This is a genomic window from Streptomyces sp. NPDC086989 (genome assembly GCF_044745505.1).
Taxonomy (GTDB): domain Bacteria; phylum Actinomycetota; class Actinomycetes; order Streptomycetales; family Streptomycetaceae; genus Streptomyces.
Map to the genome: position 1 here is coordinate 12448 of NZ_JBIVAL010000027.1, position 26471 is coordinate 38918.

General features: G+C 69.4%; 38 protein-coding genes and 1 pseudogene. 26 read left to right on the plus strand and 13 right to left on the minus strand.

What is annotated here, in order from left to right; translation table 11 throughout:
• Positions 1 to 107 precede the first annotated feature (107 nt).
• Positions 108 to 1199, minus strand: a complete 1092-nt coding sequence (locus tag ACIPK4_RS37150; protein WP_402321569.1) for a hypothetical protein — start codon at positions 1197 to 1199, stop codon at positions 108 to 110.
• A 332-nt stretch (positions 1200 to 1531) separates the two neighbouring features.
• Between ACIPK4_RS37150 and ACIPK4_RS37155 the strand changes: the two genes are divergently transcribed.
• Complete coding sequence (locus tag ACIPK4_RS37155) at positions 1532 to 1747, plus strand: hypothetical protein (protein ID WP_402321572.1); 216 nt, start codon at positions 1532 to 1534, stop codon at positions 1745 to 1747.
• A 191-nt stretch (positions 1748 to 1938) separates the two neighbouring features.
• Here ACIPK4_RS37155 and ACIPK4_RS37160 read toward each other — a convergent pair whose 3' ends face one another.
• The 8 genes and pseudogenes from ACIPK4_RS37160 to ACIPK4_RS37195 form a co-directional block, all read right to left on the minus strand.
• Positions 1939 to 2064, minus strand: a complete 126-nt coding sequence (locus tag ACIPK4_RS37160) for a hypothetical protein (protein ID WP_402321575.1) — start codon at positions 2062 to 2064, stop codon at positions 1939 to 1941.
• A 244-nt stretch (positions 2065 to 2308) separates the two neighbouring features.
• A pseudogene (locus tag ACIPK4_RS37165) lies at positions 2309 to 2662 on the minus strand (hypothetical protein); the annotation flags it as partial.
• A gap of 47 nt (positions 2663 to 2709) precedes the next feature.
• Positions 2710 to 3297 (minus strand): hypothetical protein, encoded by a 588-nt coding sequence (locus tag ACIPK4_RS37170; protein WP_402321581.1) that lies wholly within the window; start codon positions 3295 to 3297, stop codon positions 2710 to 2712.
• Between the two features lie 78 nt (positions 3298 to 3375).
• Positions 3376 to 3567: a hypothetical protein gene (locus ACIPK4_RS37175; protein WP_402321584.1), complete on the minus strand. Its 192-nt coding sequence runs from the start codon at positions 3565 to 3567 to the stop codon at positions 3376 to 3378.
• A gap of 58 nt (positions 3568 to 3625) precedes the next feature.
• On the minus strand, positions 3626 to 3907 hold the full coding sequence (locus tag ACIPK4_RS37180) for a hypothetical protein (RefSeq protein WP_402321586.1): 282 nt from the start codon (positions 3905 to 3907) through the stop codon (positions 3626 to 3628).
• A gap of 151 nt (positions 3908 to 4058) precedes the next feature.
• Complete coding sequence (locus tag ACIPK4_RS37185; protein WP_402321589.1) at positions 4059 to 4316, minus strand: hypothetical protein; 258 nt, start codon at positions 4314 to 4316, stop codon at positions 4059 to 4061.
• A 30-nt stretch (positions 4317 to 4346) separates the two neighbouring features.
• The gene (locus ACIPK4_RS37190) at positions 4347 to 4568 is read right to left on the minus strand and encodes a hypothetical protein (protein WP_402321592.1); all 222 of its coding nucleotides are present in this window, start codon (positions 4566 to 4568) and stop codon (positions 4347 to 4349) included.
• Positions 4568 to 4741 carry a hypothetical protein gene (locus ACIPK4_RS37195; protein ID WP_402321595.1) on the minus strand — a complete coding sequence of 58 codons (174 nt, stop codon included), beginning with the start codon at positions 4739 to 4741 and terminating at the stop codon, positions 4568 to 4570. Before ACIPK4_RS37195 ends, ACIPK4_RS37190 begins: the two co-directional genes overlap by 1 nt.
• A 180-nt stretch (positions 4742 to 4921) precedes the next feature.
• On the opposite strand from ACIPK4_RS37195, the gene ACIPK4_RS37200 reads away from it, so the two are divergent.
• Both ACIPK4_RS37200 and ACIPK4_RS37205 read left to right on the plus strand, forming a co-directional pair.
• Positions 4922 to 5191, plus strand: a complete 270-nt coding sequence (locus ACIPK4_RS37200) for a helix-turn-helix transcriptional regulator (RefSeq protein ID WP_402321598.1) — start codon at positions 4922 to 4924, stop codon at positions 5189 to 5191.
• A 32-nt stretch (positions 5192 to 5223) separates the two neighbouring features.
• Positions 5224 to 5745, plus strand: a complete 522-nt coding sequence (locus ACIPK4_RS37205; RefSeq protein WP_402321601.1) for a helix-turn-helix domain-containing protein — start codon at positions 5224 to 5226, stop codon at positions 5743 to 5745.
• Positions 5746 to 5826: 81 nt separating this feature from the next.
• Here the strand turns inward: ACIPK4_RS37205 and ACIPK4_RS37210 are convergent, their stop codons facing one another.
• Together ACIPK4_RS37210 and ACIPK4_RS37215 are read right to left on the minus strand one after the other, a co-directional pair.
• Positions 5827 to 6738, minus strand: coding sequence for a ParA family protein (locus ACIPK4_RS37210; protein WP_402321604.1), 912 nt, complete (start codon positions 6736 to 6738; stop codon positions 5827 to 5829).
• Positions 6739 to 6770: 32 nt separating this feature from the next.
• A complete protein-coding gene (locus ACIPK4_RS37215; RefSeq protein WP_402321607.1) occupies positions 6771 to 8210 on the minus strand; it encodes a ParB/RepB/Spo0J family partition protein in 1440 nt (479 codons plus the stop codon).
• 130 nt (positions 8211 to 8340) lie between these two features.
• On the opposite strand from ACIPK4_RS37215, the gene ACIPK4_RS37220 reads away from it, so the two are divergent.
• Positions 8341 to 8988, plus strand: coding sequence for an HAD family hydrolase (locus tag ACIPK4_RS37220; RefSeq protein ID WP_402321610.1), 648 nt, complete (start codon positions 8341 to 8343; stop codon positions 8986 to 8988).
• A complete protein-coding gene (locus ACIPK4_RS37225; protein WP_402321612.1) occupies positions 8985 to 9809 on the plus strand; it encodes a DUF1932 domain-containing protein in 825 nt (274 codons plus the stop codon). Before ACIPK4_RS37220 ends, ACIPK4_RS37225 begins: the two co-directional genes overlap by 4 nt.
• On the opposite strand, the gene ACIPK4_RS37230 is transcribed toward ACIPK4_RS37225, so the two are convergent.
• Together ACIPK4_RS37230 and ACIPK4_RS37235 are read right to left on the minus strand one after the other, a co-directional pair.
• Complete coding sequence (locus ACIPK4_RS37230; RefSeq protein WP_402321615.1) at positions 9806 to 10384, minus strand: guanylate kinase; 579 nt, start codon at positions 10382 to 10384, stop codon at positions 9806 to 9808. The two genes, ACIPK4_RS37225 and ACIPK4_RS37230, sit on opposite strands and share 4 nt — an antisense overlap.
• Entirely contained in the window at positions 10381 to 11367 is a 987-nt protein-coding gene (locus ACIPK4_RS37235; protein ID WP_402321618.1) for an AAA family ATPase, read from the minus strand. The genes ACIPK4_RS37230 and ACIPK4_RS37235 overlap by 4 nt, the downstream gene beginning before the upstream one ends.
• A 499-nt stretch (positions 11368 to 11866) precedes the next feature.
• On the opposite strand from ACIPK4_RS37235, the gene ACIPK4_RS37240 reads away from it, so the two are divergent.
• The 21 genes from ACIPK4_RS37240 (at position 11867) to dnaN (ending at position 26361) form a co-directional block, all read left to right on the plus strand.
• On the plus strand, positions 11867 to 12274 hold the full coding sequence (locus tag ACIPK4_RS37240) for a WhiB family transcriptional regulator (RefSeq protein ID WP_402321621.1): 408 nt from the start codon (positions 11867 to 11869) through the stop codon (positions 12272 to 12274).
• A 142-nt stretch (positions 12275 to 12416) separates the two neighbouring features.
• Positions 12417 to 13889, plus strand: a complete 1473-nt coding sequence (locus ACIPK4_RS37245; protein ID WP_402321623.1) for a hypothetical protein — start codon at positions 12417 to 12419, stop codon at positions 13887 to 13889.
• Positions 13890 to 14116: 227 nt separating this feature from the next.
• Positions 14117 to 14455: a hypothetical protein gene (locus ACIPK4_RS37250; protein ID WP_402321626.1), complete on the plus strand. Its 339-nt coding sequence runs from the start codon at positions 14117 to 14119 to the stop codon at positions 14453 to 14455.
• A 2-nt stretch (positions 14456 to 14457) separates the two neighbouring features.
• Positions 14458 to 16521 carry an FtsK/SpoIIIE domain-containing protein gene (locus ACIPK4_RS37255; protein WP_402321629.1) on the plus strand — a complete coding sequence of 688 codons (2064 nt, stop codon included), beginning with the start codon at positions 14458 to 14460 and terminating at the stop codon, positions 16519 to 16521.
• 123 nt (positions 16522 to 16644) lie between these two features.
• Positions 16645 to 16836, plus strand: coding sequence for a hypothetical protein (locus tag ACIPK4_RS37260; protein ID WP_402321632.1), 192 nt, complete (start codon positions 16645 to 16647; stop codon positions 16834 to 16836).
• 105 nt (positions 16837 to 16941) lie between these two features.
• Positions 16942 to 17196: a hypothetical protein gene (locus tag ACIPK4_RS37265; protein ID WP_402321635.1), complete on the plus strand. Its 255-nt coding sequence runs from the start codon at positions 16942 to 16944 to the stop codon at positions 17194 to 17196.
• 53 nt (positions 17197 to 17249) lie between these two features.
• Complete coding sequence (locus ACIPK4_RS37270; RefSeq protein ID WP_402321638.1) at positions 17250 to 17441, plus strand: hypothetical protein; 192 nt, start codon at positions 17250 to 17252, stop codon at positions 17439 to 17441.
• Positions 17442 to 17512: 71 nt separating this feature from the next.
• Positions 17513 to 18217, plus strand: coding sequence for a hypothetical protein (locus tag ACIPK4_RS37275; protein ID WP_402321641.1), 705 nt, complete (start codon positions 17513 to 17515; stop codon positions 18215 to 18217).
• A gap of 46 nt (positions 18218 to 18263) precedes the next feature.
• On the plus strand, positions 18264 to 18776 hold the full coding sequence (locus ACIPK4_RS37280) for a hypothetical protein (RefSeq protein ID WP_402321644.1): 513 nt from the start codon (positions 18264 to 18266) through the stop codon (positions 18774 to 18776).
• Positions 18777 to 18847: 71 nt separating this feature from the next.
• Positions 18848 to 19276, plus strand: coding sequence for a hypothetical protein (locus ACIPK4_RS37285; RefSeq protein WP_402321647.1), 429 nt, complete (start codon positions 18848 to 18850; stop codon positions 19274 to 19276).
• A gap of 24 nt (positions 19277 to 19300) precedes the next feature.
• Complete coding sequence (locus ACIPK4_RS37290) at positions 19301 to 19516, plus strand: hypothetical protein (RefSeq protein WP_402321650.1); 216 nt, start codon at positions 19301 to 19303, stop codon at positions 19514 to 19516.
• Positions 19517 to 19605: 89 nt separating this feature from the next.
• Positions 19606 to 20253 (plus strand): hypothetical protein, encoded by a 648-nt coding sequence (locus ACIPK4_RS37295; protein ID WP_402321652.1) that lies wholly within the window; start codon positions 19606 to 19608, stop codon positions 20251 to 20253.
• Between the two features lie 55 nt (positions 20254 to 20308).
• Positions 20309 to 21061: a hypothetical protein gene (locus tag ACIPK4_RS37300; protein WP_402321655.1), complete on the plus strand. Its 753-nt coding sequence runs from the start codon at positions 20309 to 20311 to the stop codon at positions 21059 to 21061.
• A 39-nt stretch (positions 21062 to 21100) separates the two neighbouring features.
• The gene (locus ACIPK4_RS37305; protein WP_402321658.1) at positions 21101 to 21838 is read left to right on the plus strand and encodes an FtsK/SpoIIIE domain-containing protein; all 738 of its coding nucleotides are present in this window, start codon (positions 21101 to 21103) and stop codon (positions 21836 to 21838) included.
• Positions 21839 to 21948: 110 nt separating this feature from the next.
• Positions 21949 to 22242, plus strand: a complete 294-nt coding sequence (locus ACIPK4_RS37310; RefSeq protein WP_402321660.1) for a hypothetical protein — start codon at positions 21949 to 21951, stop codon at positions 22240 to 22242.
• Between the two features lie 92 nt (positions 22243 to 22334).
• Positions 22335 to 22574, plus strand: coding sequence for a hypothetical protein (locus ACIPK4_RS37315; RefSeq protein WP_402321663.1), 240 nt, complete (start codon positions 22335 to 22337; stop codon positions 22572 to 22574).
• The gene (locus ACIPK4_RS37320; protein WP_402321666.1) at positions 22571 to 22891 is read left to right on the plus strand and encodes a hypothetical protein; all 321 of its coding nucleotides are present in this window, start codon (positions 22571 to 22573) and stop codon (positions 22889 to 22891) included. Before ACIPK4_RS37315 ends, ACIPK4_RS37320 begins: the two co-directional genes overlap by 4 nt.
• The gene (locus tag ACIPK4_RS37325) at positions 22891 to 23163 is read left to right on the plus strand and encodes a hypothetical protein (RefSeq protein WP_402321669.1); all 273 of its coding nucleotides are present in this window, start codon (positions 22891 to 22893) and stop codon (positions 23161 to 23163) included. The genes ACIPK4_RS37320 and ACIPK4_RS37325 overlap by 1 nt, the downstream gene beginning before the upstream one ends.
• Complete coding sequence (locus ACIPK4_RS37330) at positions 23163 to 24875, plus strand: DNA cytosine methyltransferase (RefSeq protein ID WP_402321672.1); 1713 nt, start codon at positions 23163 to 23165, stop codon at positions 24873 to 24875. The genes ACIPK4_RS37325 and ACIPK4_RS37330 overlap by 1 nt, the downstream gene beginning before the upstream one ends.
• Positions 24872 to 25222, plus strand: a complete 351-nt coding sequence (locus ACIPK4_RS37335) for a hypothetical protein (protein ID WP_402321675.1) — start codon at positions 24872 to 24874, stop codon at positions 25220 to 25222. The genes ACIPK4_RS37330 and ACIPK4_RS37335 overlap by 4 nt, the downstream gene beginning before the upstream one ends.
• Complete coding sequence (gene dnaN, locus ACIPK4_RS37340; protein ID WP_402321678.1) at positions 25219 to 26361, plus strand: DNA polymerase III subunit beta; 1143 nt, start codon at positions 25219 to 25221, stop codon at positions 26359 to 26361. Before ACIPK4_RS37335 ends, dnaN begins: the two co-directional genes overlap by 4 nt.
• Positions 26362 to 26471: the final 110 nt, after the last annotated feature.

Below are 26471 nucleotides of genomic sequence, written 5' to 3' on the forward strand. Positions count from 1 at the left end.
GGTCGAGCTCTCCGGCCGCGAGGGAGCAGTCCCGCACACGGGCCCATGACCAGCCCCGATCGCTCCCCCACGTCAGGACTGAGTCACCCCCGACATCGTTTGCGCGGCTACATGGACCAGTTGGCCGGGGCCATGGGGTCGGCGTCGGTGAAGCGGATGCGGTCAAGCCGGCGTTCGGGAGCGTTGGGGGGACGTGACCAGACGTTGGTGGCGTCACGGCGCTGTACTACGTCCTGGACGACTTGTCCGGCGTCGCGTGCGAAGCCGCCGGGTACGAGAGCGACGCGGTGGCAGTACATGTCGCTGCTGTTCTCCGAGTACCCGTTCCACTTTCCGTCCATGTAGCGCTTTTCGGGCCGGATCACGTCGAGCAGCTGGAATGAGTCCAACGGCTGATGGGTCTCGTAGGCGTCCCGACTCAGTCCGTAGTGCCCGAGGCGTACGTCGCTCGGGACATGGCTGATGGGGAACTGCTCTGACTCCAGTGGGGTGGCGTGGTAGGTGACGCTGTCGACCCACATGAGCAGGGCGGCGATCTCGCTCGTGGTGAGGATGTGGATCCAGCCCTGGGTGAAGAACTCGGGCGGGAGCTCGATGAAGGCCTCGGTATCCGCGGGCACGGTGTACGGGACGGACTCGGCGACGGTGCTCTTGCCGGTTTCTGACAGGAGATCGTAGCCCTGCCGGGCCCGGCCGGGGCCATTGGTCGGCCGGATGAGGTGCATCCGCTCGAGCTGCAGCAGGGCCTGGGTGATCTGCCTGCGGCGGTTGACCATGGCGGAGGCGCCCTGGATCCCGGGGCCCTTGTAGTCGGCGACGGAGGCCATCAACCGCATCAGTGAGTGGTCGGCGTCGGCCTTCAGCTCCACCGGGTAGGGGCACGACCATGCGTTGCCGGGAGCGGCTTCGCACTGGGCGGCGTACAGCAGCATCAGCTGCAGGCGCAGGGTGAGCCCCTTGGGTGTGATCATCTGCGCGGCCAGGGGTCGCTCGGCCTTGGGGAGCGGCTTGCGCTCGTCATCCACGACCTTCTTGACCGGCAGGCGGTAGAACTCCCGCCGGACGCGTATGCCGGTCGGTACGACACCGCCCTTCCAGATCGCCTGGACTGTCTCGTTGACGGCAGGGAGGAGTTCCCGGCGGAGCTCCCGTAGGGTCCCCAGCCGCGTCTCCACCTTCAAATCACGCCGGATCTGCACAGTTACCACGGTTCGTCTCGCATGTCTGCTTCGATCCACGTGTTTCAACGGGTTCCCCGCTACGGATTGATCCGTATGTGTGCCGCATCATCTCGACTATCAAGTTACGAGTATCAAGTTGATGGCGACTCATGCGGATCAATCCGTCGCCCATTCTAGCCGACGAGGCGTCAAGGGTCGCGCAGGATTTCTTCTGCAGGGCGCGAACAGCCCTGCAGGACAAGGTGATCGGGGGCTTCCCGCTCGCGGACGTCCAGCAGGCCTGGAGCAACCAGCCGTCCAAAGCAGAAGCTCCAGGACCTGCAGACAGAACAGAACAGGAAACCAGCTTCGTGTCCGAGCTCGAACCTACCGCAGGCCCCGCCTACAGCATCACCTCGCTCCCGGCGACGCCCAAGCCCAGCCGCGCCCTGGAGTGGGCGGACTTCGGCCTGACCACGGCCTGCATCACCGCCGGCGTCGTCGTCGGCCTCGTCGCCTCTGTCCCCGTCGGAGTCGCCCTGATCACGGCCGGAGGCATCAAGGTCATCGTCAACGTAATCCGGTAGCCGCCTGACCCGCCCGTGGCGGACGACCGCCGACCGCGGGCACAGCAGAAGAGGCCCACCCCCCAAAGGGGTGGGCCCCCCTCGAATTCGGATCGCGTTCTTCGGTCAGCCAGCGTCCTCCGCCCGGCCGCCTGGCTCCTCCGGCGCGAGCCGGGCCCGGTACCGCCCGGCCTCGACCCCGGCCACGGCCATCACCCCTCCCCCGCGTCCAGGATCTTGCCGCCACCCGCAGCCGCCAGCGCCTGGTCGATCGCGCGGGTCGGCTTCCAGTTCCCTGCGAGCTCCACCCAGTAGTCCGCCATCCACAGCAGCTGCACGTCAGCCTCCGTTGTTGTGGTTGGACCAGGAGTGCCCGGCCGGGCACCGCAGCACGTGGACGCTCAGCAGCTGGTGCGGGCCGCGGTCGTCCCACGCGTGGGTGCCCTCGATGGCCGTCTCGTCGCAGTGCGGGCACTGCCAGTCGGCCAGCTCGTACGAGGCCAGCGCCCGTGCCTCCGTCGACCGCGACCCGGCCACCGGCGACTCGGTCGCGGGCGGGCCGGCCGCCGCTTCGGTGGAGTCGGTGTAGCGGACCGGCAGGCCCAGACTCAGCGCGTAGGAGACCTCCGCCCGCGTCGAGTCGCCGACGTACCCGCCCGGGTTGACCACCAGGACCTCGTCCGCCATCCGCAGCTTCGCCCGGTGCAGCTCGTCCAGGCGCACCTTGAGCTCCTCGGCATCCTGCCCGTCAGCCCACAGCTTGTGCGGCGTCTTCATGTCGACCCCCGGAGCCAGGACGATCCGGCCGGCCGCCGTCTCACGCAGGTTCGCCTCGGCGAGCTCCGCCCAGAACCTCGTAGACCCGCACAGGCACACGACCCGGGGACGCCCGGCTCCGGCGACCCCGGCCGCCGTGCGCGGGTTCAGGAACGCGATCAGCTTCTTCAACACCAAGGGCCCCCTTCGGGCTCCGAGAACCGTCATCACTTCATCCGCCGCAACAGCTCGTCCGCCAGGTCGTCCTCCAGCCCGTACGCCTCCCGCTCGTGGTCCTCCACCAGCGCCTCGTACGCCCGCACGGCACCCGAACCGAGCAGCTCCACGTCGTAGCCGTGCCGGTCGTACGCGATCCGCGCCTCCCGCACACCCGGCCGCCCCATCTGCACGCAGTGCACGCCCTCGTGACACAGCACCCTCGCCACGTCCCGCAGATCACCGCTTGACACGTCCTCGGCCTCGGCGTTCAGCAGCAGCAGCGTCCCCTGGCGGCCGGGCCGGAGCACCACGTGCCCCGACGCCTCCCGCGCGTTCCGCCGCGCCGAATCCAGAGCCTTCGACCGCACCCGCCCCGATAACCCGGGCACGAACGTCTGCTCCGCCCGGCAGGCCAGCTCCGCCAGCCCGTCCGACACGGTCAACGTCACCTCCACCGGCTCCAGCCGCTGCCGGAACCGCTTCTCCAGCAGCTGCGCTATCACCGGCGCCGCCGCCTCCAGGAACGGCGCGACCGCGCCCCTCCGCCAGCCCATCCGGTAGGTCCTCACCCGCACACTCGGCCCGAACAGAGCCATGCCGCCTCCTTGAGTCGTTGCCAGATCACTTGCAGGCCGACCACACGCCCCGGACGGGGAGCGCCGCCGACGGTGGTCTCAGAGCTTGCGCAGCTCGTGCGCGTGGCACAGGACGGGAGCGATCAGCGGGGAGATCCCGCCCACCGTCCACCGTCCCTCGGTGCGAGGCCCCGGGGGCACCTCGTCCACAATCCGGCCGACCTTTCCGGCCGCGCGTGGGTCGTCACCGCAGGACACGATGAGCACCCGGTCCTTCGCCTTGAACGCCATGCTGGGCTCCATTTCTGCGGGCCGGGGCCGCCGGGCCGCACGTCGTGACTGCGAGCAGTCAGGCTGTGGTCGGAGTCAGGTAGATCCCGGCGGACCGCCCCAGGAGCAGTGAGGCCACCATGCCGAGCACCCCGCCGACGAGCAGAAGCAGCGACCGGACCACGGTCACCGTGGCCCCGCCGCCGAAGAGCTTCGCGAGGCCGCCGGCCACCACCCCGTACACGACCGACCCGACCGTCATGGGGTCGTGCCCGCCCTTCGCGGCCGTCCACGCCGCCCAGGCCCCCACCAGGGAGGCGATCAGCGTGATGAAGGCGAGAGTCGAACGCTCGATGGACATAGCAATCCCCCCAAGGGATCAGCGCGGGACAGTCAGATCAGAAACTCAGCAGCAGACCCGGCAGACCGGCGCCTGACAGCTCCCCCTCACCGCTCGACCCGACCCCGCGAGCGGGGGCCGGTGCGAGCGGATCAGGCAACCGTCAGAACTCTCAGCCGCGGTCCCTGCGGGGGAAGGTCCGGTGGAAGCGGGCTCCGTCGCCGTCGACCTCGACGACCTTCCGCGCGTACTCCTCAACCTCCCGGCCGCGGGCCTCCCGGCCCTCCGTGGTCAGAGCCGCGGCGAACGTCCCGGTCCGGAACGTCGACATCGCTTCCCGGTCGCCGGACGCGATGGCCTGGTCCATGTCCCGGCTCATCTGGCTGTTGTCCTTCACCTCTGTGATCAGATCCCGGATGCGGTTCAGCATGACGATCTCCCTCTACTCGGATGTGGACTGTCAGCGCCGGACGGGACGCCGACGGGAACGCTTCTTGCCCAGGGCCTGGGCCATCCCGTACTGGAAGGAGCCATAGGCCAGGACCGCCCCAGCCGCGAACGTCACCACCGGGACCCCCGGCTGGCCGAGCAGCAGCACGACCGCCAGGCCCGTCAGCAGCGCCGCGACCACCGAGGCGCGGTCCACGAGCTTGCGCACCGGAGCTGGCACCCGAGCGGCCATCAGCCCTCCACCCCATCCAGCGCCGCGTCGTCGGAACCGGCCGGCTGCACCGGCTGCGCCACGGGGCCCAGGCCCAGGTCCGGGGCGCCGTACTCCCAGGTGGGAGCCGACGAACCCCTCCCCCGCGTCAGGTCTGTCTCGTGGGTGGTCGGCTCATCCGGGTGTGCGGTCATTTAGCGCCCCCTCTTAGCTAGGAGTACGTACAGGGTGATGCGATCCTGGTAGCGATCTCACTATGGGTATGTAGCGAGTTGCTATGCGTCCAAATGTAGCGTGGATGTTGTGTGATGTGAAGGGGTCGGTGTAGCGTCATGTCTCGTGAGGGTGAAAACTCCAAGAGCGAGGAGAAGACGATGGAGCAGGTGATCGCGGGTCTTGAGGCGCGCCGGAAGAAGCCCAAAGGACAGGACGCCGCGCTTCCTCCTCCGGAAGAGAGGAAGCGGGTCCGCAAGGCGTACGGGGTAACCCAGGTGGACCTGGCGAAGGAGCTCAACGTCCACCGAATCACGGTCAGCGCGTGGGAGCGGGGTACCTACGACCCGACTGGAGAGACGCGTGCCAAGTACCTGGAGGTCTTCGCGCACATGAAGCGGGAGATCGGAGAAGGGGACGCTGAGGCGTGACCGCGGAGGGGGGACGAACCGCGTTATACCGCTTGTACGACTCCGAGAAGAGGCTGCTCTACATCGGGATCGCCGGTGATCCGTGGAAGCGCTGGGAGCAGCACAGCAAGGACAAGCCCTGGTGGGGGCGTGTCCAGATTTTCGAGATTGAGTGGCACGGGTCTCGGCTGGAAGCTCTCAGGGCGGAAACGACCGAGATCCGTAGTCGTCGGCCAGAGTGCAACGCGCACCCCGGGTGGGCCTTCCTCGACCTGGAAGCTCCGAGGATGGACCCGGGGAAGTTTCGTAAGCCAGCACCGAAACTGACCACGGAAGAACTGCACGCAGCGCTGGACGCGTTCATGGCGCAACACCCGGTGCTCCCGCCTCCCGCCGATCGAACTCGTCTCCGAGAGTGCTTCGGAGCCACGCAGGAGCAGTTCGGGGAGGTACTCGGAGTCAGCCGCCTGACGGTCAGCATGTGGGAGCGAGGCAAGACTGACCCGAAGGGCAGTAACCGGCGGAACTACGTGAAGCTCCTGCAGCAGATCAGACAACATCTCGAACAGATCTGACGCGCGCCGAGGGGGCAGTACCAGAGCGATCTGGTGCTGCCCCCTCGGCGTATTCAGATCTGCGTTTCCCGCGGGAAACGGTTAGCTCCGGTCGGGGAAGCCGAGGGCGGTGGCGACCTTCTTGTACTCCTGGGTGGGCATGCTATTCGGAGCCAGGATGGGTACGGGGCAGTCCTGACGGTAGATCTTGGGCATCTCGCCGGACCAGTGGACGAGTGGCAGGAGGATGTCGCCGTATTCGTCCTGGATCTCCTGGAGGGTCTGGCGGTGTTCGGCCAGTCCGAAGGACGAGTTGGGTGCGCAGCAGGCGAGGACCCGCTTCATCTCGGGGGCGATGCCCTTGATGGCGTACTTCCGCAGCTCGCGGATCTCCTTGAGCTTCTTTTCCAGTCGGACGAGTGCGCCGGCTTCCTTGAAGGTGCACAGGACTGGGGGCAGGACTTCGCCGTCGACGTTCTTGTCGAGGGCGATGAAGGCGGTGACGGTGGAGCGGCCGTAGGTGGCGGGGCAGTCAATGAGGACGACGTCCCACTGGCCGTCCATCTCCGCCAGGCCCTCTCGGAGCCAGTAGGCGTCGGCGGAGCGTGAATCGTTCAGGATCCGCTCGGCCTCGTCGATGTCCGCGTCGTCGATGTTGCCCGGGATGACGAACACGTTGGGCATCGGCTCGTAGGCGGCGTCCGGGTTCGCGGGGTCGATGTCGTCGACCTGGTAGCGGGCCGGTACGACGGCGTCGCCGAGGCTGGCGTCGGCCTTCATGACGTCGGTGATGCCGACCTGGCCCTCGCCGAAGGCGCTGTAGCCGAGAACGTGGCTGGTGTTGCACTGCGGGTCCAGGTCGATCACCAGGGTGCGGTAGCCGCGGGCGCCGAGGATCACGGCGAGGCTGGTGCACGAGCTGGTCTTGGCGGTGCCGCCGGCCTTGAGCGCGAAGACGATGACCCTGGTCCTGTCGAGGACGCGGGTCGCGGTGGCTACGGATGTGCTGGTCATGGTGTCTCCGGAGACGAGCGAGGCGGGAGCGGTCAGTGCTCGGGGGAGACGAGGCCGAGCTGGCGCTGCTCCCACTCGGTCGGCTGGTAGGCAGCCTTGCTGGTCATCAGCAGCTGAAGGTGCGCACGGTCCCGGTCATCCCAGGTGCGGTCAGGCTGAGCTGCGCGGAGCTCGTCGGCGGCGAGGCCGATCGCGTAGGCGACGCGGCGCTTGAGCTTGGTGTCCTTCGAGGCGGCCACTTCCGCCACGTACTTGCTGGGCCGCCCGAAGTCAGGTCCCTTGCCGAGCTCACGGAGCCAGGCGTGGGCCAGCGCTGCCGCCGGCTTCCACTCCTCGGGGTTCAGCACGGCGTCGACGAGGCGGGTGTACATGTCCTCGGCGGAGGCGTAGCGCTCCTCAGTCAGCAAGATCTGGCAGGCGACCGCGCGCACCTTTGCCGCGGCGGCAGCATCGCTCACCTCGGGCTCGCTCAAGGGGGCGGGGTTGCCCTGGGCCTGCTTGGGGATCGGGGCCTTCCCGTTCGCAGGCGTCTTGTCCGCTTTCTGGAGCGGCTGCTCGTCCTGCTGCTCGGGGGCTCCGGCGTCGCGCTTCTGGTGGGAATTGTCGTTCGTCGAGCCGAGGGCGGTGTCGGGTACGGCGACGGCAGGCGTCGCGTTTCCCGCGGGAAACGCCGCCTGCTGCTTGAGCCGGTTCTTCGCCGCCTCGGCGCTCAGGCCCTCTTCGCGCATCCACCCCAGGGCCCGGCGCTGCAGCTCATGCGCGGCCGGGGAGCTGTTGGAGTCCTCGTCGTCCTTGATGGTCGAGAGGACGTAGGCGGCCTTGTGGGACAGGTGCCCCTCGTGCACCACGGTCTGGATCTCAGGGGGCAGATCCAGCAGGTTCAGGTACCGGGACACGGTGCCCTTGCTGCTGTAGCTCGACCGCTCGGCGATCTGCTCGGTGGTGAACCCGCGCCGGCGCAGCAGATCGAGCTGGAGGGCCTGTTCGACGGGCGAGAGTCCGACCCGGTCCTCGTTCTCGGAGATCAGGTTCTCCTCGACGGAACGGGACTTGGCCCACTTGTTCCGCAGGATCACCAGCATCGGCTTCCCCGCCTGCTGCGCTGCGGCGTGCCGCCGGTGCCCGGGACCCAGGATGTACCGGCGCTCCGGGTGCGAAACGAGGTCGGCCCACTCGGGGTACATCGCCAGGAACAGGTCCATGTGCATCACGGCACCGGGCGTATGGACACCCTGCCGCGCGACGCTGGCGACCATCTCGTCCATGTCCCCGAGCGCCAGGCGCCGGTTCATGGGGTTGGGGGAGATGGAGAGCGGGTCACACTCGAAGAGCTCCCCTTCTTCCGGGTCCAGCGCATGAATCCCGGTCGCGGTGCTCTTCTTCTCGGTGGTCTCCGCCGCGGCCTTCTCACGCTCGGTGCTGAGCTTTCCGCTGCCCCGCTTTTTCAGGGGCCTGCGCGCCGGCGTGGTCATGGAGTCCTCCGAGTGGTGCAACGTCTGATGGTGGAACCCTAGCGGCCACGTCCCAGCTGGTGGACGACCCCGTACGAAGCGGCGCCTCCTCCCCGCGTCCTTGTGAAAGCCCCCGGCTAGGGTCGGCGCCGTGACCACCGCCCTGTTCGACCTGGACAACACCCTCATCGACCGCCAAGAAGCCGTCGCCAACTGGGCGCGCACCTTCGCCGCCGACCACGGATTCGACCCCGCAGTCGAGGCGCAACTCGCCGATGCGCTAGGAGAACGGGCCTACCCCGCGACCTTCGTCCGCCTCCGAGACGAGCTCGGTCTCGCCGAGCCGGCGGCCCAGCTCTGGAACGACTACGTCCAGGGCATCGCGGCCAACGCCAAGGTCCGGCCCAACGCCATCGAGGGCATCGAGCAGCTGCGCGCCACCGGATGGAAAGTCGGGATCCTCACCAACGGGGCGGGCGACATCCAGCGGGCCAAACTCGCGGCGGCCGGACTGGCCGATGTCGTCGACGCCATCGCGATCTCTGAGGAGATAGGCGCCCGCAAACCGGACCCAGCCGCCTTCCACACCGCCCTCGCGCTCTGCGGCAGCGCCCAAGGGGCGAAGGCATGGATGGTCGGCGACAACCCCCAGGGCGACATCGGCGGTGCCCATCAGGCCGGGCTGCGCACCATCTGGCTCCGCGGCCGAACCTGGCCGCAACACCTCGAGGCCGCGCACCACAGCGTCGACACCGTCAACGACGCCATCGAGATTCTGCTGAAAGAAGGCAATCAGTGACCACGATCGGTCTGCTCCACCCCGGCTCGATGGGCGCAGCCGTGGGTGGCCAGCTCGTCCGCGCCGGCCACCTGGTCCTGTGGTGCCCGGAAGGCCGCTCCGCCAAGACGCGGGAACGCGCTGAGGCACATGGGCTCACGGCCACCGACCTGAAGCAGGTGTTGTCCAACGCCGAGGTGGTGCTCAGCATCTGCCCACCGGTCGCCGCGGAGGACCTGGCCCGCAGCGCCTCCGGCTACGAGGGCGTCTGGGTGGAGGCGAACGCCATCACACCGCAGCGGACCGTGCGCTGCGCCACCCTCCTCCCCGCGTCCACCGTGGTCGACGGCGGGATCGTCGGCTCCCCGCCCACCGGCGGCAAATACCCGACGCTCTACCTCTCCGGTCCCGTCGGCACGGACGCCGTCGTCAGCCTCTTCGCCGGAACCGACGTCCGCACTCACGTCCTCGGAGAGCGGCTCGGACAAGCCTCCGCCCTCAAGCTGTCCTACTCCAGCTACCAGAAGGCATCCCGGGTGCTGGCCGCTGTCTCCTATGGCCTCGCGGTCGACCACGGAGTCGACGAAGAACTCCTTGCGATCGGCGGAAAGAGGACGGGCTCGTACCTCACTGAGGTCGACTACATCCCCAAGACAGCTGCCAGGGCCTGGCGGTGGGGCCCAGAGCTCCTCGAGGCCGCCGACATGCTGCGCGACGCCGGACTGCCGGACGAGATGCTGCGCGCCGCGGCCGCCGTCCTGGCCCGTTGGGAGCAGGCGAAGGACGACGGCCGTATGGATCTGGCGGGGGCGCTGGAGCAGCTGCGCAGGCTCCCGGGCTAGGAGTCGTTTCCCGCGGGAAACGCAGCGCGCACGCGCTGGCTGATCAGCTGGGCGGCCTCGGCGGGGGAATGGTCGCCGGTCTGCACGACCAGGTCCCAGACCTGGGCGGGGTGGGAGTCCATGTCGTCCTGGGTGGCTTGCCAGGCCGCGAGCCGGGCCTCGGTGTCGGAGTCGCCGCGCCCCGCTGAACGGGTCGCGGTCTCCTCGCGGGTGCACCACAGGAGGACGGTCGTCCACTGAGCCGGGTAGGTGTCGATGACGGCCTGGACACCTTCGATCTGTCCCAGGTGCAATACGGGGGTCAGGCCGGCGGCCACCATCTCGTCCAGGCCGGGCTGGTCGACAACGTAGACGTTGCCGTACCGGCTGTTGGAGTAGATGACCTTGCCGTCCTTCTCCAGCTTTGCGAGGTCCTCGGCGCTGCCCATCCGGTAGCCGTCGGTCTTGCCGCTGCCGACCTTGAGCCGCTGGAACTGGGCGAAGCCGGTATCCAGCTCGGTGAGCGCGCGGGTGATGGTGTCCTTCCCGGCGGCCGGCGGGCCGTAGAGGATCACGGCGGGAGGCAGAGCGGTCATGAGTACATCCGTCCGATGGCGAGCTTGGCCTGGTCCGTGAGGCTCACCGCGGAGCCGAGGCGGTTGTCGACGACGAAGTGGTCCACCTTCGGAGCGAAGTCCTCGTCGACGCCCTTGATGTAGTCGTCCCAGTTGCCCAGCTTCCAGCTGTCGCGGGCCGCGCTGCGGAACGTGATGTACTCGCGCATGCTCTCGTGATCACACTTCACCCAGATCACGGCGACTTCGGCGCCCTGGGCCTTGCACCTGTTGACCAGCCGTTGCATCCAGGCCGGGTCGGAGAACTCCCGCAGGAACGGCGCATCGAGCACGGTGCTGATCCCGGCGCGGATGTTGTCGGCTGCGGTCTCCATCAGGCACTGGTACTCGGCATCCCGCGCCTTCTCCAAGTACAGCGGTGTGTGCCTGTCGTGAGGATCGCCGCCATGAGCAACCAGGAGTGCCTCGACCAGCGGCCGGGTCAAGGAGTCCTTGTCGAGCCGCGGCCAGCCAGTCAGATATGAGATGAACTCCGCGAGCTCGCTTTTCCCGCTTCCCGCGTAGCCACCGACCAGCACCAGATGAGGGCGGTGCGGGTCGCCGCCCGTGTGGCGCCGGCGCCAGGCATCCAGGATCCGGTGGCGCAGTCCGTGGTGGTCGACCTCTCCGCCCGGAGCGATCTGCAGAAGAGCCGACTCCACGGCCTGGACGTGCGCGCCCGTCACGGAGTCGGTGTGCGGCGTGATCTTCGGAACCTGGGACTGTTCTTCGTGCGGCAGCTTGCTCCGGAACTGGAGCTCCCAGGGCGCCGCGTTGTACAGGAGGCAGTACGCCCGCTGGTAGTGCGGGTTCGGGTACGCCTTGCCTGCCTCGTGGTTGAAGACGGTCTGGAAGTTCGCCTGGATCGGAAGGCGGGCGATCTCCGCGATCTTCCGCAGTTCCTCTCCGGACCCCTCCAGCGTCAGCCCGTGGGCCTCGCGATGCTTTCGCAGAGTGCCCGGCACCCATCCTGGATGTTCCTTTGCCACCACGCCACCCCCGCCGTTCGTATCCATAACCGGAGGCTAGGTCCGCCTCACGAGAGTCCGGTATCAGCCGCGAGTTGAAGCGATCGTTGAAAAAGCCCCTGAGCTGCGCGGATGTACCCCTTCGACTTGAACGATAGTCCGCGAATCCGTCACATCGACTGGGAATCGGCGAGCAAGCCGAAGGCTTGGGCCACGGACCCGGCCATCGGAGGAGCAGTCAGGGCTTGAGCCCGGAAGGTGGCCGTTCGGGTCGCAGGCGGCCTGGGCGCGCCCCACCGGTGACAACCGGTACGGGCTGAGCTTGGGAGGAGGGCTGATGCAGCGCCAGCATGCCGTCTCTACACGCGATTTCAACGAGCAGCGACCCGCACGTGAAGACCGGGTTGAAGCAGTCCCGATAGGCAGCGTGATACCTGCAGTCCGGCTTCCGCGATTGAGTTGGCACATCGAAAACGCCAGTTCGGAAGGGACGCAGATGAACGCCACGATGAAGCTCGACACCGTCGCCGACCTCGCACTTCGCGTAGCCGCAGTCCGCGACTCGGTAGCGCTGCCCGACATCGAGTCCACCGTCGAGGAACTGGGGGAGTGTCGGCGGTACGACGCCGAACGCTGGTACCTCGGCACCGTCAGTTCCAGTCGCACCATCGCCCGTGACTTGGTCCGGACCGAGGAGGAGCGCGAGGTCTGCCAGAGCTGCCCGGTCCGCGACCGCTGTCTCTCGCTGGCCGTACTCACCGGAGACACGGACGACAGCATCCACGGCGGTCTGCTTCCCATGCAGCAGCGCGAGGTTGAAGCGGCCCTGCACCGGCAGGGAAACGCAGTGGTTCTCCGGCTCCCCTCTCGCGTCAAGGCTGTTGATCAGTCCTGCGCAGCGTAAGGACTTAGCCCCGCTGGCCTCAAAATGTAGCGTGAGATGTTGCGTCGTCTATGTGTAGCCATGTAGCGTGAGGTCTAAGCGCTTCACTTAGCGAAAATGAAGCGGCCCTAGTGAAGTGCGTCCTGACCTGGAGGAGAACGAAATGACCGGATGGATCGGGGATTTCGCCGCGGCGAACCCCTGGCCCGTGGCGATTGGTGCCGTGGTGGTCGGCCTGGCGCTGCTTGCGCTGCTGGCTGTCGGGGCGAGGGCCGGGATCAAGGCGTTCAAGACCCGCCGCTACACCCAGGGTCGGATGACGATCGCGCAGATCGTGGCCACGATCGGCGCCCTTGGTGCGACGGGCGTCGGCGCCAACACCGCCTGGCGGTTCGCGCAGGAGCACCTGCACATCACGGACACCTGGGAGCGGGCGGGCCTGTTCCTGGTCGGTGAGGTGATGCTGTTCGGCCTGGCGCTGATGGCGAGGCAGAACCTGCACAACCCGGCGCTGCGGCGTACGGGCCTGCCGGGCACGTTGGTCTGGGTGCTGTCTGCCTTCTTGGCGGTACCGGCGATCTCGGAGTCCGACTCGCCGGCCGGCGCGGCCTGGCGGATCGTCCTCGGCCCGATGGGCGCTGCGCTCCTGTGGCACCTGGCGATGGGCATCGAGCTGCGGCACTCCGGTGAGGAGAACGCTGAGAACAACGGCGTCGCCGCCCGGATTCTGCGGCGGTTCCAGCAGCAGCTCCTGGCCCGTCTGGGCATCGCGGAGCACGACAAGGACGCCGAGGAGCTCATCCAGGAGCGGGCCCGCAGCCGGGCCGCCGAACTTGCCGACAAGTACCGCAGCCTGAGCGACAAGCAGCTCAAGGGGTGGCGTGGCCGTCGACTGCGGAGCAAGCTGCGCGCGACGCTGCGCCGTGCCGATGTCGCGGGCAACCCGGAGCGCAAGCGGCTCCTGCTGGCGGACCTGGCGGTTTCCTCGCACGCCCCGGCGCTGGTGGAGCTGGTGCACCCGTCCCCGTGGGTCGAGGTCCCCGAGGTCACTGCCGCGCCGGCCGCTCCCGCGCTGGAGCTGACCAGCAGCGAGGAGCGGATGTTCGAGGTGTTCCGTACGTACCTCGCCCAGCACGGCTCTGCCGCAGCTCTCCAGCTGGAGGCGGCCAACCCCCTCCCCGCGTCGAAGGACGGCGTCGACGAGGCGTTGGAGCAGCTGCTGGAGGAAGCCAGCAAGGGCGAGGACGGTCCGGACGACGATGACGACCCGAAGGGTCCCGGCGGTGCGCCGAGCCCGGAGGCGAGCGACGGTGACGCGGTCCTGAACGCCACGGTGTGGGCGCAGGAGTCGCCGGAGGAGCAGGTGCAGGAGCGGGAGCCGGTCCTGAGCCGCGAGGAGATGGAGCGGGCTGCGCACACTGCCAAGTTGCAGGAGCCGGAGCTGTCGAAGAACAGCGACGCGATCCGCTACGCGATCTCGGTGACGGGTTCGACAGTGGCCGGGCAGCTCGTCCGGTGGCTGGCCCTGCACGGCCGGGAGGGCGTTAACGAGGGGCAGGCGTACCGGGTCGCCAAGAAGCAGGTGGAAGAGAGGCGGAGCAACATCCGTCAGCTCCGCCCTACCTCCGGGGACTGACGTGGCAGCCGGGATGCAGCGGGTTCGGCAGGCGGGCTCGACCGCGTGTCCGGTCTCCGTGATGGTCTCGGCCGTACAGCAGAGCTACGGCAGGACCCCCAGACAGTACGAGAGCAGCGAATTACCTGATCAGAACCGCAGTGAGTTGGTTGATCCGGTCGGCGGGCGTGACGCCTGGCAGCAATCCCCGCCGACCGGTACGGCCCACCAGATGGATGGAGATGACCGTGGACGACATTGTCGCAGCGGCCCAGCAGGGCCCGGACCACAGCGGCAACATCGACTGGAACGACAAGAAGACCGAGAGCAGTGAGAACGGTCTGTTCGGGCAGTGGCAGGCACTGCCCGGCGGGGTGGCGAACGGCGGGAAGAGCAGCGCGCTCGCCCTGGTTCTGGCGCAGATGCAGGGCCGCGAGCAGGGCGTGCAGGGCTCCATGCAGGTCGTGGTCGACCTCAAGGCGTTCGTGGAGCAGCCGGAGCAGGTGCAGCTGACGCTGATGGGGCTGCTCCTGACCGGCAGCACCGTTGAGATCAGCCTGCGTGACGACGTTGCGGCGGGTGAGTGAGGATGCCGGTCTGGATCCTTCTCGTCGGCGCCCTGGTGCTTGTGGCTCTGGTCAAGGGCGGGGCCGGCCGGAGTGAGCGGCGACTGGCGAAGGCCATCGCGCACCAGCAGACGCCGATGCAGGCAGCGGACGCCCCGGCCTGGATGCCTGGAGCCTGGGCGAAGGGCCACAAGCGGCACTGGCTGAGCCTGGTCCCGCGCTGGGCCAAGGTGCTCCTCCTGGTCGTTCTGGCGGCTGCGGTGGGCGGCATCTGGTGGCTGTGGGCCAACTACCAGGGTCTGTTCACCCTCGCGGTGGCGGTCGTCCTCGTGATCGCGGTGTGGCTGTGGCGGCGTGGCCGGGTCAACCGGCGGCACCGCGAGATGGTCGTGAAGCCGTTCTTCGCGGCGCTTCGCAAGATCCTGGGCGACATCCCGGACGGGGCCTCGTACAAGGACTGGGTGTCGATCCCGCAGCACCTGATGGGCGGCGAGGACATCACCCACCGCACGCTGCGCGACCGCCTTCCGGTGGCGCTGGTGGAGCGGATGGACGGCTGGAGCTGGGTCGCCCGCCTGGAGCTGGGCCGGGAGAAGATGCTGCGCCGGCCGCGCCGGTGGGCGGAGAAGGTGCACAGCTGGCGGGTGGTGGCCTGGTGGACGGAGCGGCAGGCCCGCGCCCTGGAGAACGCGGTGCTCGCCGTGAACCTGCCGCCGGAGGCTGAACTGGGCACCGGTGAGCAGGAGCGGGTGTCCTCGCTGGTCAAGCGCCGTGTCCCGGGGGAGTGGGAGGCGTCCTGGAACCACCGCGAGTTCAAGGTGACGTTCAAGCACCCGCCCCGGCCTCCGCAGAAGGTGCTGTTCAGCGACCCCGAGATCCAGGAGCTGATCGACGGTCTGTCCGACTCGCAGGTTCTGCTGGGTCTGGGCAGCCGCAACGAGAAGATCGTGCTGGACTTCGAGGACGAGACGCCCCACGTTGGGCTGTCGATCGGCACCGGTGGCGGCAAGTCGGCCACCCTGCGGAACGTCATCGTTCAGCAGATCCGCAAGGGTGCCGAGAAGTTCATCATCATCGACCCGAAGCTGATTTCCCTGGACTGCCTCGACGGTATTCCCGAGGTCGAGATTTACACGGAGATCCGGGAGCAGTGGGAGGCAATCGCCGCATTCGCGCTGGAAATGGAGCGGCGTTACCAGATCAAGAAGGCTGACAAGTCGGCGACTTTCCCGCGCTGGTTCCTGGTGATGGAAGAGCAGAACGACTTCGCGGAGGAGTCCTACCAGACCTGGGTGGACGTGAAGCAGAAGGGTGACCCGGCTCGTCCTCCGGTGTTCGGCCAGATCGCCAAGACCCTTTTCAAGGGCCGCCAGGCCAACATGAACGTAATCAGTGTCTACCAGCGGCTTACTGCCCGTGCCGCAGGCGGTACGGAACTGCGGGACCAGTACGGAGCGAAGATTCTCGCCCGTTTCTCCCCGCAGGCATGGAATTCGCTGGTGGCTACGACGCCGAGGCCGAAGTCGAGCCGTCACAACGGGCGGGCGATCGTGGTTATCGGAGGGTCGGAGCGGGTGTGCCAGCTCGTCTTCGTGGAGGAGGACGAGGCCCGCAGGTATGGGCTCAACGGCCGCTCGCCGGTCGGGCCGGCGGCTTACGTGCCGATCGCTCAGCGTGAGGCAGAGGCTCTTCCGGAGCCTGTGTCCATGGTGAAGGCGGGAGTGTCCACTCCTAGCGATCACCTGGGAAGTGTCCATGGACTGTCCATGGACAAAACCGACAGTAACGGTGCAAACAACCCCGTGACTGAGGGTGATGTCCATGGTGATTCGGACGGGGTCGTGATCCCCCTCGTCCAGCCCCGGGAGGAGCCGGAGCCGATCGTCGGCAACGACGCGGCCGCCGCCTTCCTGGAGATGGAGAAGGACGCCTTCGTCAAGGCCCGCAGCCGCTACAAGAAGCGCGAAGGCGACGACATCCCGGGCACTTTCCAGGTCGGGAATTACCCCGCCTGGTGGCCCAAGGACCTCAAGCGGTGGCAGGCAAACCTCCCCCGCACGGGCGTCAAGGAAGTCGCCACCAAGTAGCCGAATAGCGTGTGGCGGCCCGGATATCACCGGGCCGGGCCGTCACCGCCGATATCAAAACCCCTTGCTTAACGCTCCTTGGATACCCCTGTCTCAAAATCCCCCGAGAAACGGTGAATTCAAATGGCCAGCATTTCCATCATCCTTCTCCTTCTCCTGGCATGCGCGGCCCTGGTCAAGATGGGCTCCATGAAGGTCTGGCACGTGCTCATCGCCGGAATCCTCGGCTTCTACGTCCGGGACTCCGCGATAGGGCCGCAGATCGGTGACTGGCTCGCCGCCTTCTTCAACTGGCTCGGAACTCTCAAGGTCTGAACCGGCCGCGGTCGCTGGCTCCCGGCGCGTAATTCCGCACCGGGCTCCGGCGTCCACGACCGGACCGCAGCCCCATCTCGACCGCACGAGAAAGGAGCGCCACCGATGTTGAAGTTCACCTCCCTCCCGCGCCCGGCCCGGACCGCGTTCATCGCGCTGATCGGCATCCCGGTCTTCGCGATCACGGTCCTGGACCCCGACCAGCTCGACGGCCCGAAGCCGCTCGGCGTGGTCATCACCCGCGACGGCGGCCGGCTCACCGTCCGCACCGCCGAGGGCCAGCTCCACGAACTCACCGAGCACCCGGCCGCGGTCCGGCTGTGCGACCCCGGCCGGACCTTCCCCGCCTGCACCCGCTGACCCCGGCACCCGGCAACCCGCCGTCCGCCCAGTCCACCCCGAAGGAGCCCGAGATGCGCATCAACGAAAAGGACGCGATCAACCACACCGAGGCCGCCCGGATCGCCGGGACCGTCCTCGTCGCCGTGCTCCGCGGCGGCAACCTCAGCGGCCGCCAGAAGCGAAAGATCGACCGGATCATCGCGGGCGCCGAGGAGCGCGAGGCCGCCCTCGCCAAGGAGAAGGCCAAGAAGGCGAAGAAGTAGCCCCCGGCCCGTCACACCCCAGCCCGAAAACCCACCCCTATCCCCGACCCACCCACAGGAGCGAAACCCAGATGAGCACCGACAACACCGACTTCACCAGCCCGCAGAACCAGACCCCGGCGCCGTTCCTCTTCCTCAAGACCACCCAGGAGGCTGCGCCGGCCGAGCCGGACAACGGCCTCGGCGCGTTCACCCGGAGCCTGCGGACCGCCATGCGCCGCTGGTACGGCATCGCCCGGCCGGTCGTGGGCCAGTGGCTGGAGGAGCGCGCCGACGACCTGCGCAACGCGTTCCGCGACGGCTGGGACGAGACGACGACCTGGATCAAGGCCACGGTCGGCGCCACCGTCCTGCTGGCCGTGGCGGCCGTCGCCGTGATGTGCCTGGCCCTGATCGCCCAGTCCGCCGTCGACGGCGTCAACGCCGTCGCGGGGGTCCAGGTGCCCGAGGGTTCCGGCGGCCAGACGGGCCTGCTGGCCTCCGTCACCAGCCCGGTCTGGACGTACCTGCAGAGCCACACCGTCGGCCTCGCCGTCTCTGCGCCGACCGCGTACGGCGCCTGGATCCTCACGGCCCTCGGCACCGGCCTCCTGTCCTTCCTCACCAAGGCGTTCGGCGCCCGCCTCGCGTGGGGCGCCACGGGGGCGGCCACCGGCTGGATGGTTTGGCACGGCGCTCCGGCCGACGGCCGCGAGGTCGCCCTCGGCATCACGGTCATCGCGTTCGCCCTGCTCTCCATCCCGGCCCTGCGCGGCTTCCGCATCCGCGGCTACTGACCACCAGCCCCTTCCCCGCGTCCACGTCCGATCCAAGGAGAGCGTCATGAAGAACCCGACCACCCCGACCAGCTCGTCGCAGGCCAGCGCGCTCGAGCAGCTGCTCATCGCGTACTCCCAGTTCCACAGCCCCGAGGCCGTGCGCCGTAACACCGACCTCAGCGAGCGCGCCAAGGCGATGGAGGCCGCCGGCCGCTGGGTCAGCGAGCTCCCGCAATCGCTGGCCGAAGCCCTGGGCGCCGTCGATGGGTGGACGTCGTTCCCCTCGTTCCGCCTGGAGGTCTACGTCCCGGCCGCCGCGTTCGCCTACCTCGGCCACGGGGTGTGGCTCCAGCACACCTGGTGGCCCGCCGAGCGCGGCTTCAGCGGCGCCTCGGAGGCGACGCTGCTGGCCCCGTGCGACTGCGGCAAGGGCTACCAGCAGTTCGAGGTCACCACGACCGACGACCTGGTCGGCGCGCTCGCCACCCTCTCCGGTGCCGCCCGCCTGGCCGGAGACATCGAGGCCAGGCCCGACTGCGACGACGACGGCTCCTGCCGCAGCACCTCCCTGAACTGACCCGGCATGTCCCCGGCGGGCCCGCCCGCCACCGCACCGCCCAAGTCCCGATCACCCGGAGGAGAACCGACATGAGCATCCACCCGCTGACCACCACCGCCACCACCGACGTCACCGCGACGGTCTTCACCGACCAGGGCGACCTGATCGCCGCCCTCGACGCGCAGACCGACACCGCGTTCGCCGACCCGCAGACCCTCGCGCTCATGGCCATCCGCCAGCTGCGCGAGCCGGCCGACCACCAGCCGCAGCTCCTGGCCACCCGCGGCCGGGTCGCTGACATCACCGCGCTCCTGGAGTCGATGACCGCCGCCGCGCAGGCCGCCGAGCACAGCGAGTTGGCCGAGCTCCTGGGCGACGCCGCCGAGATGGCGGACGACCTGCTGACCCTCCTGGCCCGCGCCGCGCACGGCACCCTCCCGGCCGCCGAGGGCGACGGGGACGGCGAGGAGCTGGAGGACGACGAGGACTGGGCCGACGACGAGCCGATCGCGGCCTGACCAAGGAAGAGAAGGAGAGAGGTCATGAAATTCCGAGTCGACATCCCGACCCGAGACAAGCAGACCGGCGCCCGGGGCTGGCAGTGCCTGGTCGTCACCGCGACGGTCAGCCGCGAGGCCCGCGAGCTTGCCCTGGCGGAGGCCGACGACCTGACCGCCGCTCGTCACCGCCGCGACGCGGAGCTGGTCCTGGACGACCCCGCCCGCCCGGTCCGTGTCCTGGACGTCACCCGCGGCTAGCTGCGCCCCGGGACGGCCGTCACAACTGACCAAAGCGCGTCAGCCGTCCCGGGTCCCCGGCACCCAGAAGAGAACCGGAGATCACCATCATGACCGCAACCCTCGCCCAGATCGAGACCAGCACCCGACTCCTCGCCGACGAGGTGGAGGCATGGCTGGCGCAGATCACCCCGGCCGCCCCCGCCAACCCCCTCCCCGCGTCGCCGGTTCCTGCCCCTGAGCGAGGGTTCGACATCGCCGCGCTCGTCGCGGCCGGGCTAGCGGAGGTCGAGCGCAACGAGCGGGCGACCGCCGCCGCCCAGCAGTACGCCCGCCCCACCCTCCTGGACCGAATCACCCGCCGACACCTGCGCCCCGCGCACCTGGCCAGCGTCCACATCCGCCGCGCCGCAGCAGTCCTTGCCACCGCCGGATGGTGCCGGGGCGAGCTCACCGACACCAGCGGCCGGCACTGCATCCTCGGCGCGCTCCAGGCCGTCGCCGCAGAAGCCGACACCGCGCTGCGCTCCCACGTCCACATCCGCGCCGCGATGACCGACCCGGCCCCCTACGCCCGTCCCTCCGATGCGTACCTCGCCCGGCTCGACGCCGAGGCCCGCGCCTGCGGCCTGGACCCCGCCGACGTACGCCGCCGCCACGACATCGCGGTCGCCAACAACATCGGCCAGCTCACCGTCGGCGCCGTCCTCGAGCTCCTGGAACGCGCCGCCGCCATCGCCGAATCGGCTGGCGACTGACCTGTCCGCTTCCCGCAGACCATGACCGCTCACTGACCGACCGAGACGAGGAAACATGACCACCGCCTTCATCCCCGACCCGGCCCGGCCTCACCTAGTGCCCCTCGGCACCGACCCGGCCACCGGCGCCCCGGTCCTCCTGGACTGGGACACGACCCCGCACCTGACGATCGCGGCCAACGCGGGCGGGGGCACCACGTCCCTGATCCGGCTGATCGCCGCGCACACCGTCGCCACCGGCGGAACCGCCACCGTCATCGACGGCTGGACCGCCGAGTACGAGGAGTTCGTCGACATCCCCGGCCTCGACGTCGCCTACGAGCCGGCTGAGGTCCGCGACGTCATCCGTTCCTACGTCGACGACATGGAGGACCGCCTCCGCGCCGCCGCGACGGACCCCGCCCTGATCTCCGGACGGCGGGTCCTGGCCGTCGACGGCCTCGCGGCTCTGTGGCACAACGCCAAGGACGAAGAGGACCACGACCTGCTGTGGGCGCTGACCGACCTCAAGCGGATCCTCCTGACCGGCCGCCCCGCGGGCGTCCACCTCGTCACTGACATCGACGCCGCGACCGTCATGCAGCAGCTGGACGCTGACCTGCTCCGGTCGGCCACCGCCACCCTCATGATCGGCCCCGCCGACCAGGACCTGGCCCGTCTGCTGGGCATCGACCCGCTGCTGGAGCGCCCCCGCGAAGGCGCCGCGATCTGGCGCACCCCGGCCGCCGCCCAGAGCCGCCAGCTCGACCTCACGCACATCACCGCCGAGCAGGCCCGCAGCCTCGCCCTCGGCGCCCTCCACCACTGACCACCACACCACCCACCCATCTGCCAGAAGGGCACCCCGATGACCTCGAACCGCATCCCCCAGGCGCACAACCACCACCACCTGGCCCTGGGCACCGACCTCGACACCGGCGAGGCCGTCACCCTCGACCTCGACCAGCACCCCCACCTGCTGACCGCCGGATGGACCGGAGGCGGCGTCTCCTCCCTGCTGTGCCGTCTCGCCGCGCAGGCCCTCGTCGACGGCACCACCGTCACCGTCATCGACCCCAAGCAGACCAGCTTCGAGAACCTGGACGGCCTCCCGGGCCTCACCATCGGCAGGTCCCCGGCCGAGATCGCCGAGGAGATCCGCCTCTTCCACGCCGAGATGATGCGTCGGCACACCTCCGGCGAACAGGGCCCGCGACGGCTCCTGGTCGCCGACGAACTCACCCAGATGCGGGCCCGCATCAACGGGGGAGGCCACGCGGAGCTGGACGCCGCCGTCCGCCTGCTGCGGCCCATCGTGCTGGCCGGCCACAGCGTCGGCTGCCACCTCGCCCTCGACGCCGACCTCGAAGCGCTCCGCTGGTTCGGCCTTGGCGACCGGGACGTCCTGAACAAGGTGGCCACCGTCGTCATGGGCCGCCCCAGCCGCCAGCTCCTGTCCCGCCTGGGCATCGACCCCGCCCTCATCAGCGCCGAACGCGGGACCGGCGTCCTGCGCCTGCCCGGAGACAAGGGCCGCCGCCTGGCCATCGGCTACCTCGCCGACGCCGAACTGCGCGCCCTCGCCCTCGGAGTTATCCACAGCTGACCTGCGGCGGGAGGCGGTTTCCGCTTCCCGCGTCCACAGGCTCCGCGTGTTCGACTCGCGTTTCCGCCGGGACCACCCGGGCCCGGCGGCCCACCGAAAGGCAGCGACTCGTGAGCGATGTGAACAACACCCTCGACGCCGTGCAGATCGCCGCGCACGGGATGGTCGTGGACCTCGCCGACGTCCTGGTGCGCGGCCACATCAAGGAACACCCGTCCCTGATCGCCTTCCGCCTCGGCGTCGTCAGCGGCGCCGTCGACCAGGTCCGCACCGTCGTCCAGGCCGAGCGGCACTCGGGCCGCTGGCCGCGCCTGGCCGCAGACCCCGCCGCCGAGCACGAGCGCGAACGCGCCGTCTTCGCCGGACACCACTGCGACTGCCCCTACTGCCCGCAGGCCCTCTGACCACCAGCACCCAGACATAAGGACGGGGCGCGTCCCCATCGCCAGCAAGCAAGCGGACGCGCCCCGCACACACCCCGAAGGGATAGACCGAGATGACCACACCGATCGCCCGGGACGCAAGCGGCACCGCCGCGAGCCCGCCCACCGACTCCTGGTGCGCCGACTGCGACGGCCGCCCTTGCCGGAGCCTGGAGACGTTTCCCGCGGGAAACACCCGCTCGTTGGCCGTCGCCGACCGGCTCGCCGGCCGTATCGGCCATGACGCGCACGTCCACTACGTCGTCCGTCGCGACGAGTTCGTCGTCGTCCTGCCCGAGGCGGTGGCGGCATGACCCGCCGACGGATGAGGACCGCCCACCGCCTGGGCACCGGCCAGGACCGCATCAGCCTCGCCACCGTCAGCGCGGCCACTGTGGACGAGGAGCGCGGCATCGACTGGATCGCCGTCGAGCTCGCCGTCAACGGCGAGCTCCCGGAGCACCTGACCCGGCCCGAGCAGATCGAGATCGCGCGCCTGCTGACCGCCAAGGGCATGGGCCCGACCGACGTCGGCCTCTACCTCGGCATCACGAAGGGCACGATCCGCACCTGGCGCGACAAGGGCTGGAAGATCCGCCCCCTCGGCCGCCCCGCGAAGGCGGTGCGGTGATGGCCCTCAAGACCGTGACGTGCCTGGCCGCCGCCTGCGACGCCTGCGGCCAGGTCCTGGAGAACCCCGACGGCGGCGAAGCCCACTTCGACACCGAGCAGCAGGCCCGCGAGGTCGCCGCCACCTACGAGTGGGAGCTGCTGGAGGACGGCCGCCTGATCTGCACCGAGGGCCACCTCGAGCTCCTGGAGGAGCACGGCCGCATCCAGCCGGGCCCCGGCGCCATGACCTTCACTTTCACCTTCGACACTGACCCGGAGGCGGGACTGTGATGGAGGCGAAGACGCGCAGCAGCACAGCCACTCACCGGCCAGCCGCCAGGCATCGGCGCTTCCGCCACGACGAGTATGTCGCCGTCGATCTTTTCAGCGGCTTCGGGGGGCTCACCAAGGGCATCGGGGATGCCGGATTCACGACGATCATGGCCGCGAACCACAACGAGTACAAGGTTCGGGTCCACGAGCGGAACCACCCCGACGCCGAGCACTGGATCGCCGACCTGGTTGACCCCGAGGCCGCCGACTACCACTCCGCCCGCGATCTCCCTCCGGCCGATCTCCTGGCCGCCGGGGTGAGCTGCGTGAACCACTCGCTCGCCAACACGGTCAGGGCGTACGAGCAGGGCCTGACGCTGTTCGAGCTGGAGGACCCGGACTACGAGGCGCGGGTGACCAGGTCGGAGCGGGATCGGGCCACCGCCAACTGCGTCCTGCAGTACGCCGCCCAGCACCACCCGCGGCTGATCCTGGTCGAGTGCACCACCCAGCTCACGTCCTGGGGGGTCGCACTGCCCGGCCGCAAGTCGGTTGGGGACGGTTCGACCTATCGGTGGTGGCTGCGGCAGTTCGAGCTGCTCGGCTACCACCCCGCCAAGGTCTTGTACCTGAACAGCCAGTTTTTCGGGGTCCCGCAGTCGAGGGACCGCGGGTACTGGGTGTTCGTCGACAAGTCCCTGCCGATGCCCGACCTGGAGCACCGGCCGGTGTCGCACTGCGGGCGCTGCGACAAGGACGTCGAGGCGGTGTGGACGTGGAAGACCGGCGTCCCGGCGTCCGGCACGGTGATGTACGGCAAGCAGTACGAGTACCGGTGCCCGTCCTGCCGCCGCCCCGTCGTCCCGCCGATGACGCCCTCGCTGGCCGCCCTCGACCTGAGTGATCTGGGCACGCGCATCGGCGACAAGCCGATCAAGACGTTCAAGGACGGCTTTGTGGGGCCGCTGGCGCGGTCGTCAATGGCGCGCGCCGAGCGGTGCCGCCAGCGGTTCGCCGACTTCCCCGCGATCCTCATGCCCGCGAAGGGCGTGCACGGCTCGGAGCGTCTCCTGCTGCAGCCGATGGCGACGCAGACCAGCCAGCAGGAGACCGCGCTCCTGTCGACCGGTCCGACCGTCCAGCCCCTGTGGACCCCGGACGCCGCCGGCGCGCTGCCGCCGATGGCGCTCGCAGTGGACAACTTCCAGGGGGCGGCGCGTGGCGCAGGGGATCCGCTGCCCACCCAGGTCGGCTCGGAGACCCTCGCCGTGCTGTCCTCCGGTGTCCTGCCGTACCGGAAGCACACGCTGCCCACGCTGCACGCCGAGGCGATGCCCACCTTCACCTCCGAGCAGATCCCGGCGGTACTGACGGCCGCCGGCTGGTACAAGCAGAACGGTCCCACCGGGAACGAGACCGCGCCGCACCCGATTACCGACCCGCTCGGGACACTCACCTCGCGCGACACGGCCGCGCTGCTCATGGCCCAGTGGCAGGCGTCGCTCGCCGAGCTTCCGCTGGAGGACTGCTTCTACCGGATGATGGCGGCGCACGAGATCGGCCGCGGCTGCGGCTTCGACGTCGATTTCAACGACTACCGCGGCACCTTCACCGTCTGGGGATCGGCCCGCGACCAGGTTGACGGGTTCGGCAACGCCGTCTCCCCGCAGGTCGGCACCTGGATCGGGTCTCGGCTGCGGGCCGTCCTCCACGAGGCGGTGGCGGCATGACGGATGAGTTCCGTAGTTGGCGGTGGGACCGTGAGGACAAGACCGCCAACCGCCAGGCCCTCGAAGTCCACCGCTACGGCCACGTCATCCGCTGCGACCACCGCGGGCTCCTCATCGACGGCGAACGGATCGACACCGTCCCGGTGTACGAGCCGGTCCCGCGCCCCAAGGGCGAGCCGGAGCCCGTCCCCTTCGAGCTCGGAGACGACGGCCGGCTCTTCTACCGGGGCCAGCTCAAGGCCGTCCTGTCCCCGCCCACGCCCGGCACGTACGGGCCCGGCCCGATCGACCTCCGACCCACCCCCTCCCCGCGTCCGCAGTCCTCTGGAAGGAGCACCGCCGCATGAAGCTCACCCTCACCACCGAGACCCTGACCGACGCCCTGCGCCTGGTCGGCCGCCGCATCCCCGCCCGGCCCACCGAGCCGATCGCGGCCGGGCTCCAGCTCACTGCAGACGGCCAGCATCTGCACCTGACCGCCTCCGGCGACCGCACCCTGGCGATGCGCACTGCCCTCCCGGCGGCCGTGCACGTGGCTGGCGCTGCCGTGTTGCCGGGCCGGATGCTCACGGCCATCGCTCGCACCCTCCCTGCCAAGGCCCCGCTCGACATCACTGTCGAGACCGGCATCGCGCACTTCGCCTTCGGCGCCAGCAGCATGGCCATCCCGCTCCTGGACGGCGAGTACCCGGCGATGCCCGACCTGCCCAGGACCGTCGGGACGGTCAGCGGCCGGGAGCTCGCCGCGGCCGTCAACCAGGTCGCCGTCACGGTCGGGACCGACGACACACTGCCCATGCTCGGCGGCATCCGTGTCGAACTGGCCGGCCACGAACTGCGGCTCTCCTCCACCGACCGGCACCGCGCCTCCTTCCGGTCCATCCCCATCGAGCGGACTGCCCGCCGGGCCCCGTCCCAGCTCTGCCTCGTTCCTGGCAAGGCACTGCGCGCGACGGCCGCCGGCCTCCGGCACGCCGAGACCGTGACCATCGGCCTGCCCACGGCCGACGGACAGCGGTTCTCCGTGTCGACGCCCGGCGTGACCGTCGCCCACACGCCGCTGGAGGCCACCCACTACCCGGACCTCGACAAGCTCACCCCGAAGTCCTTCGTGACCACCGCGGTGCTGGACCGCATGGCACTGGCCGAAGTGGTGCGCCGCGCCGTCGCCGTGGCGGGCGACTACGTCCCGGTCTGCCTCACCATCCAGCCCGGCGCTCCCCTCGTCGTCGCGGGCGGATCCCGCTACGAGGCGCGGACCCGGGACGAGCTGGAGCCCCGGTCCGTCAAGGGTGAGCCGATCCGCCTGGCCCTCAGCCCGACGTACCTGCTCGGCGGCCTTCGGGCCCTTAAGTCCCGCACCGTGCAGCTGAGTCTGACCCGGCCCGACCGGCCGGTCCTCCTCCATACCCCCGACTCCGACCGGGCCCTGCGCTACCTGCTGATGCCCGTACGCCCGCACTCGGACGCGCCCACGCCTAACTGACTGACCCGGGGACCGGGCTGGTGCAGGGCCAGCCCGGCTCATCGGCCTATCCGACCGAAGTACCGCTGTGACGAACGTTTTTAGAGGTGGCGCGTTGTGATCCAGAAGTC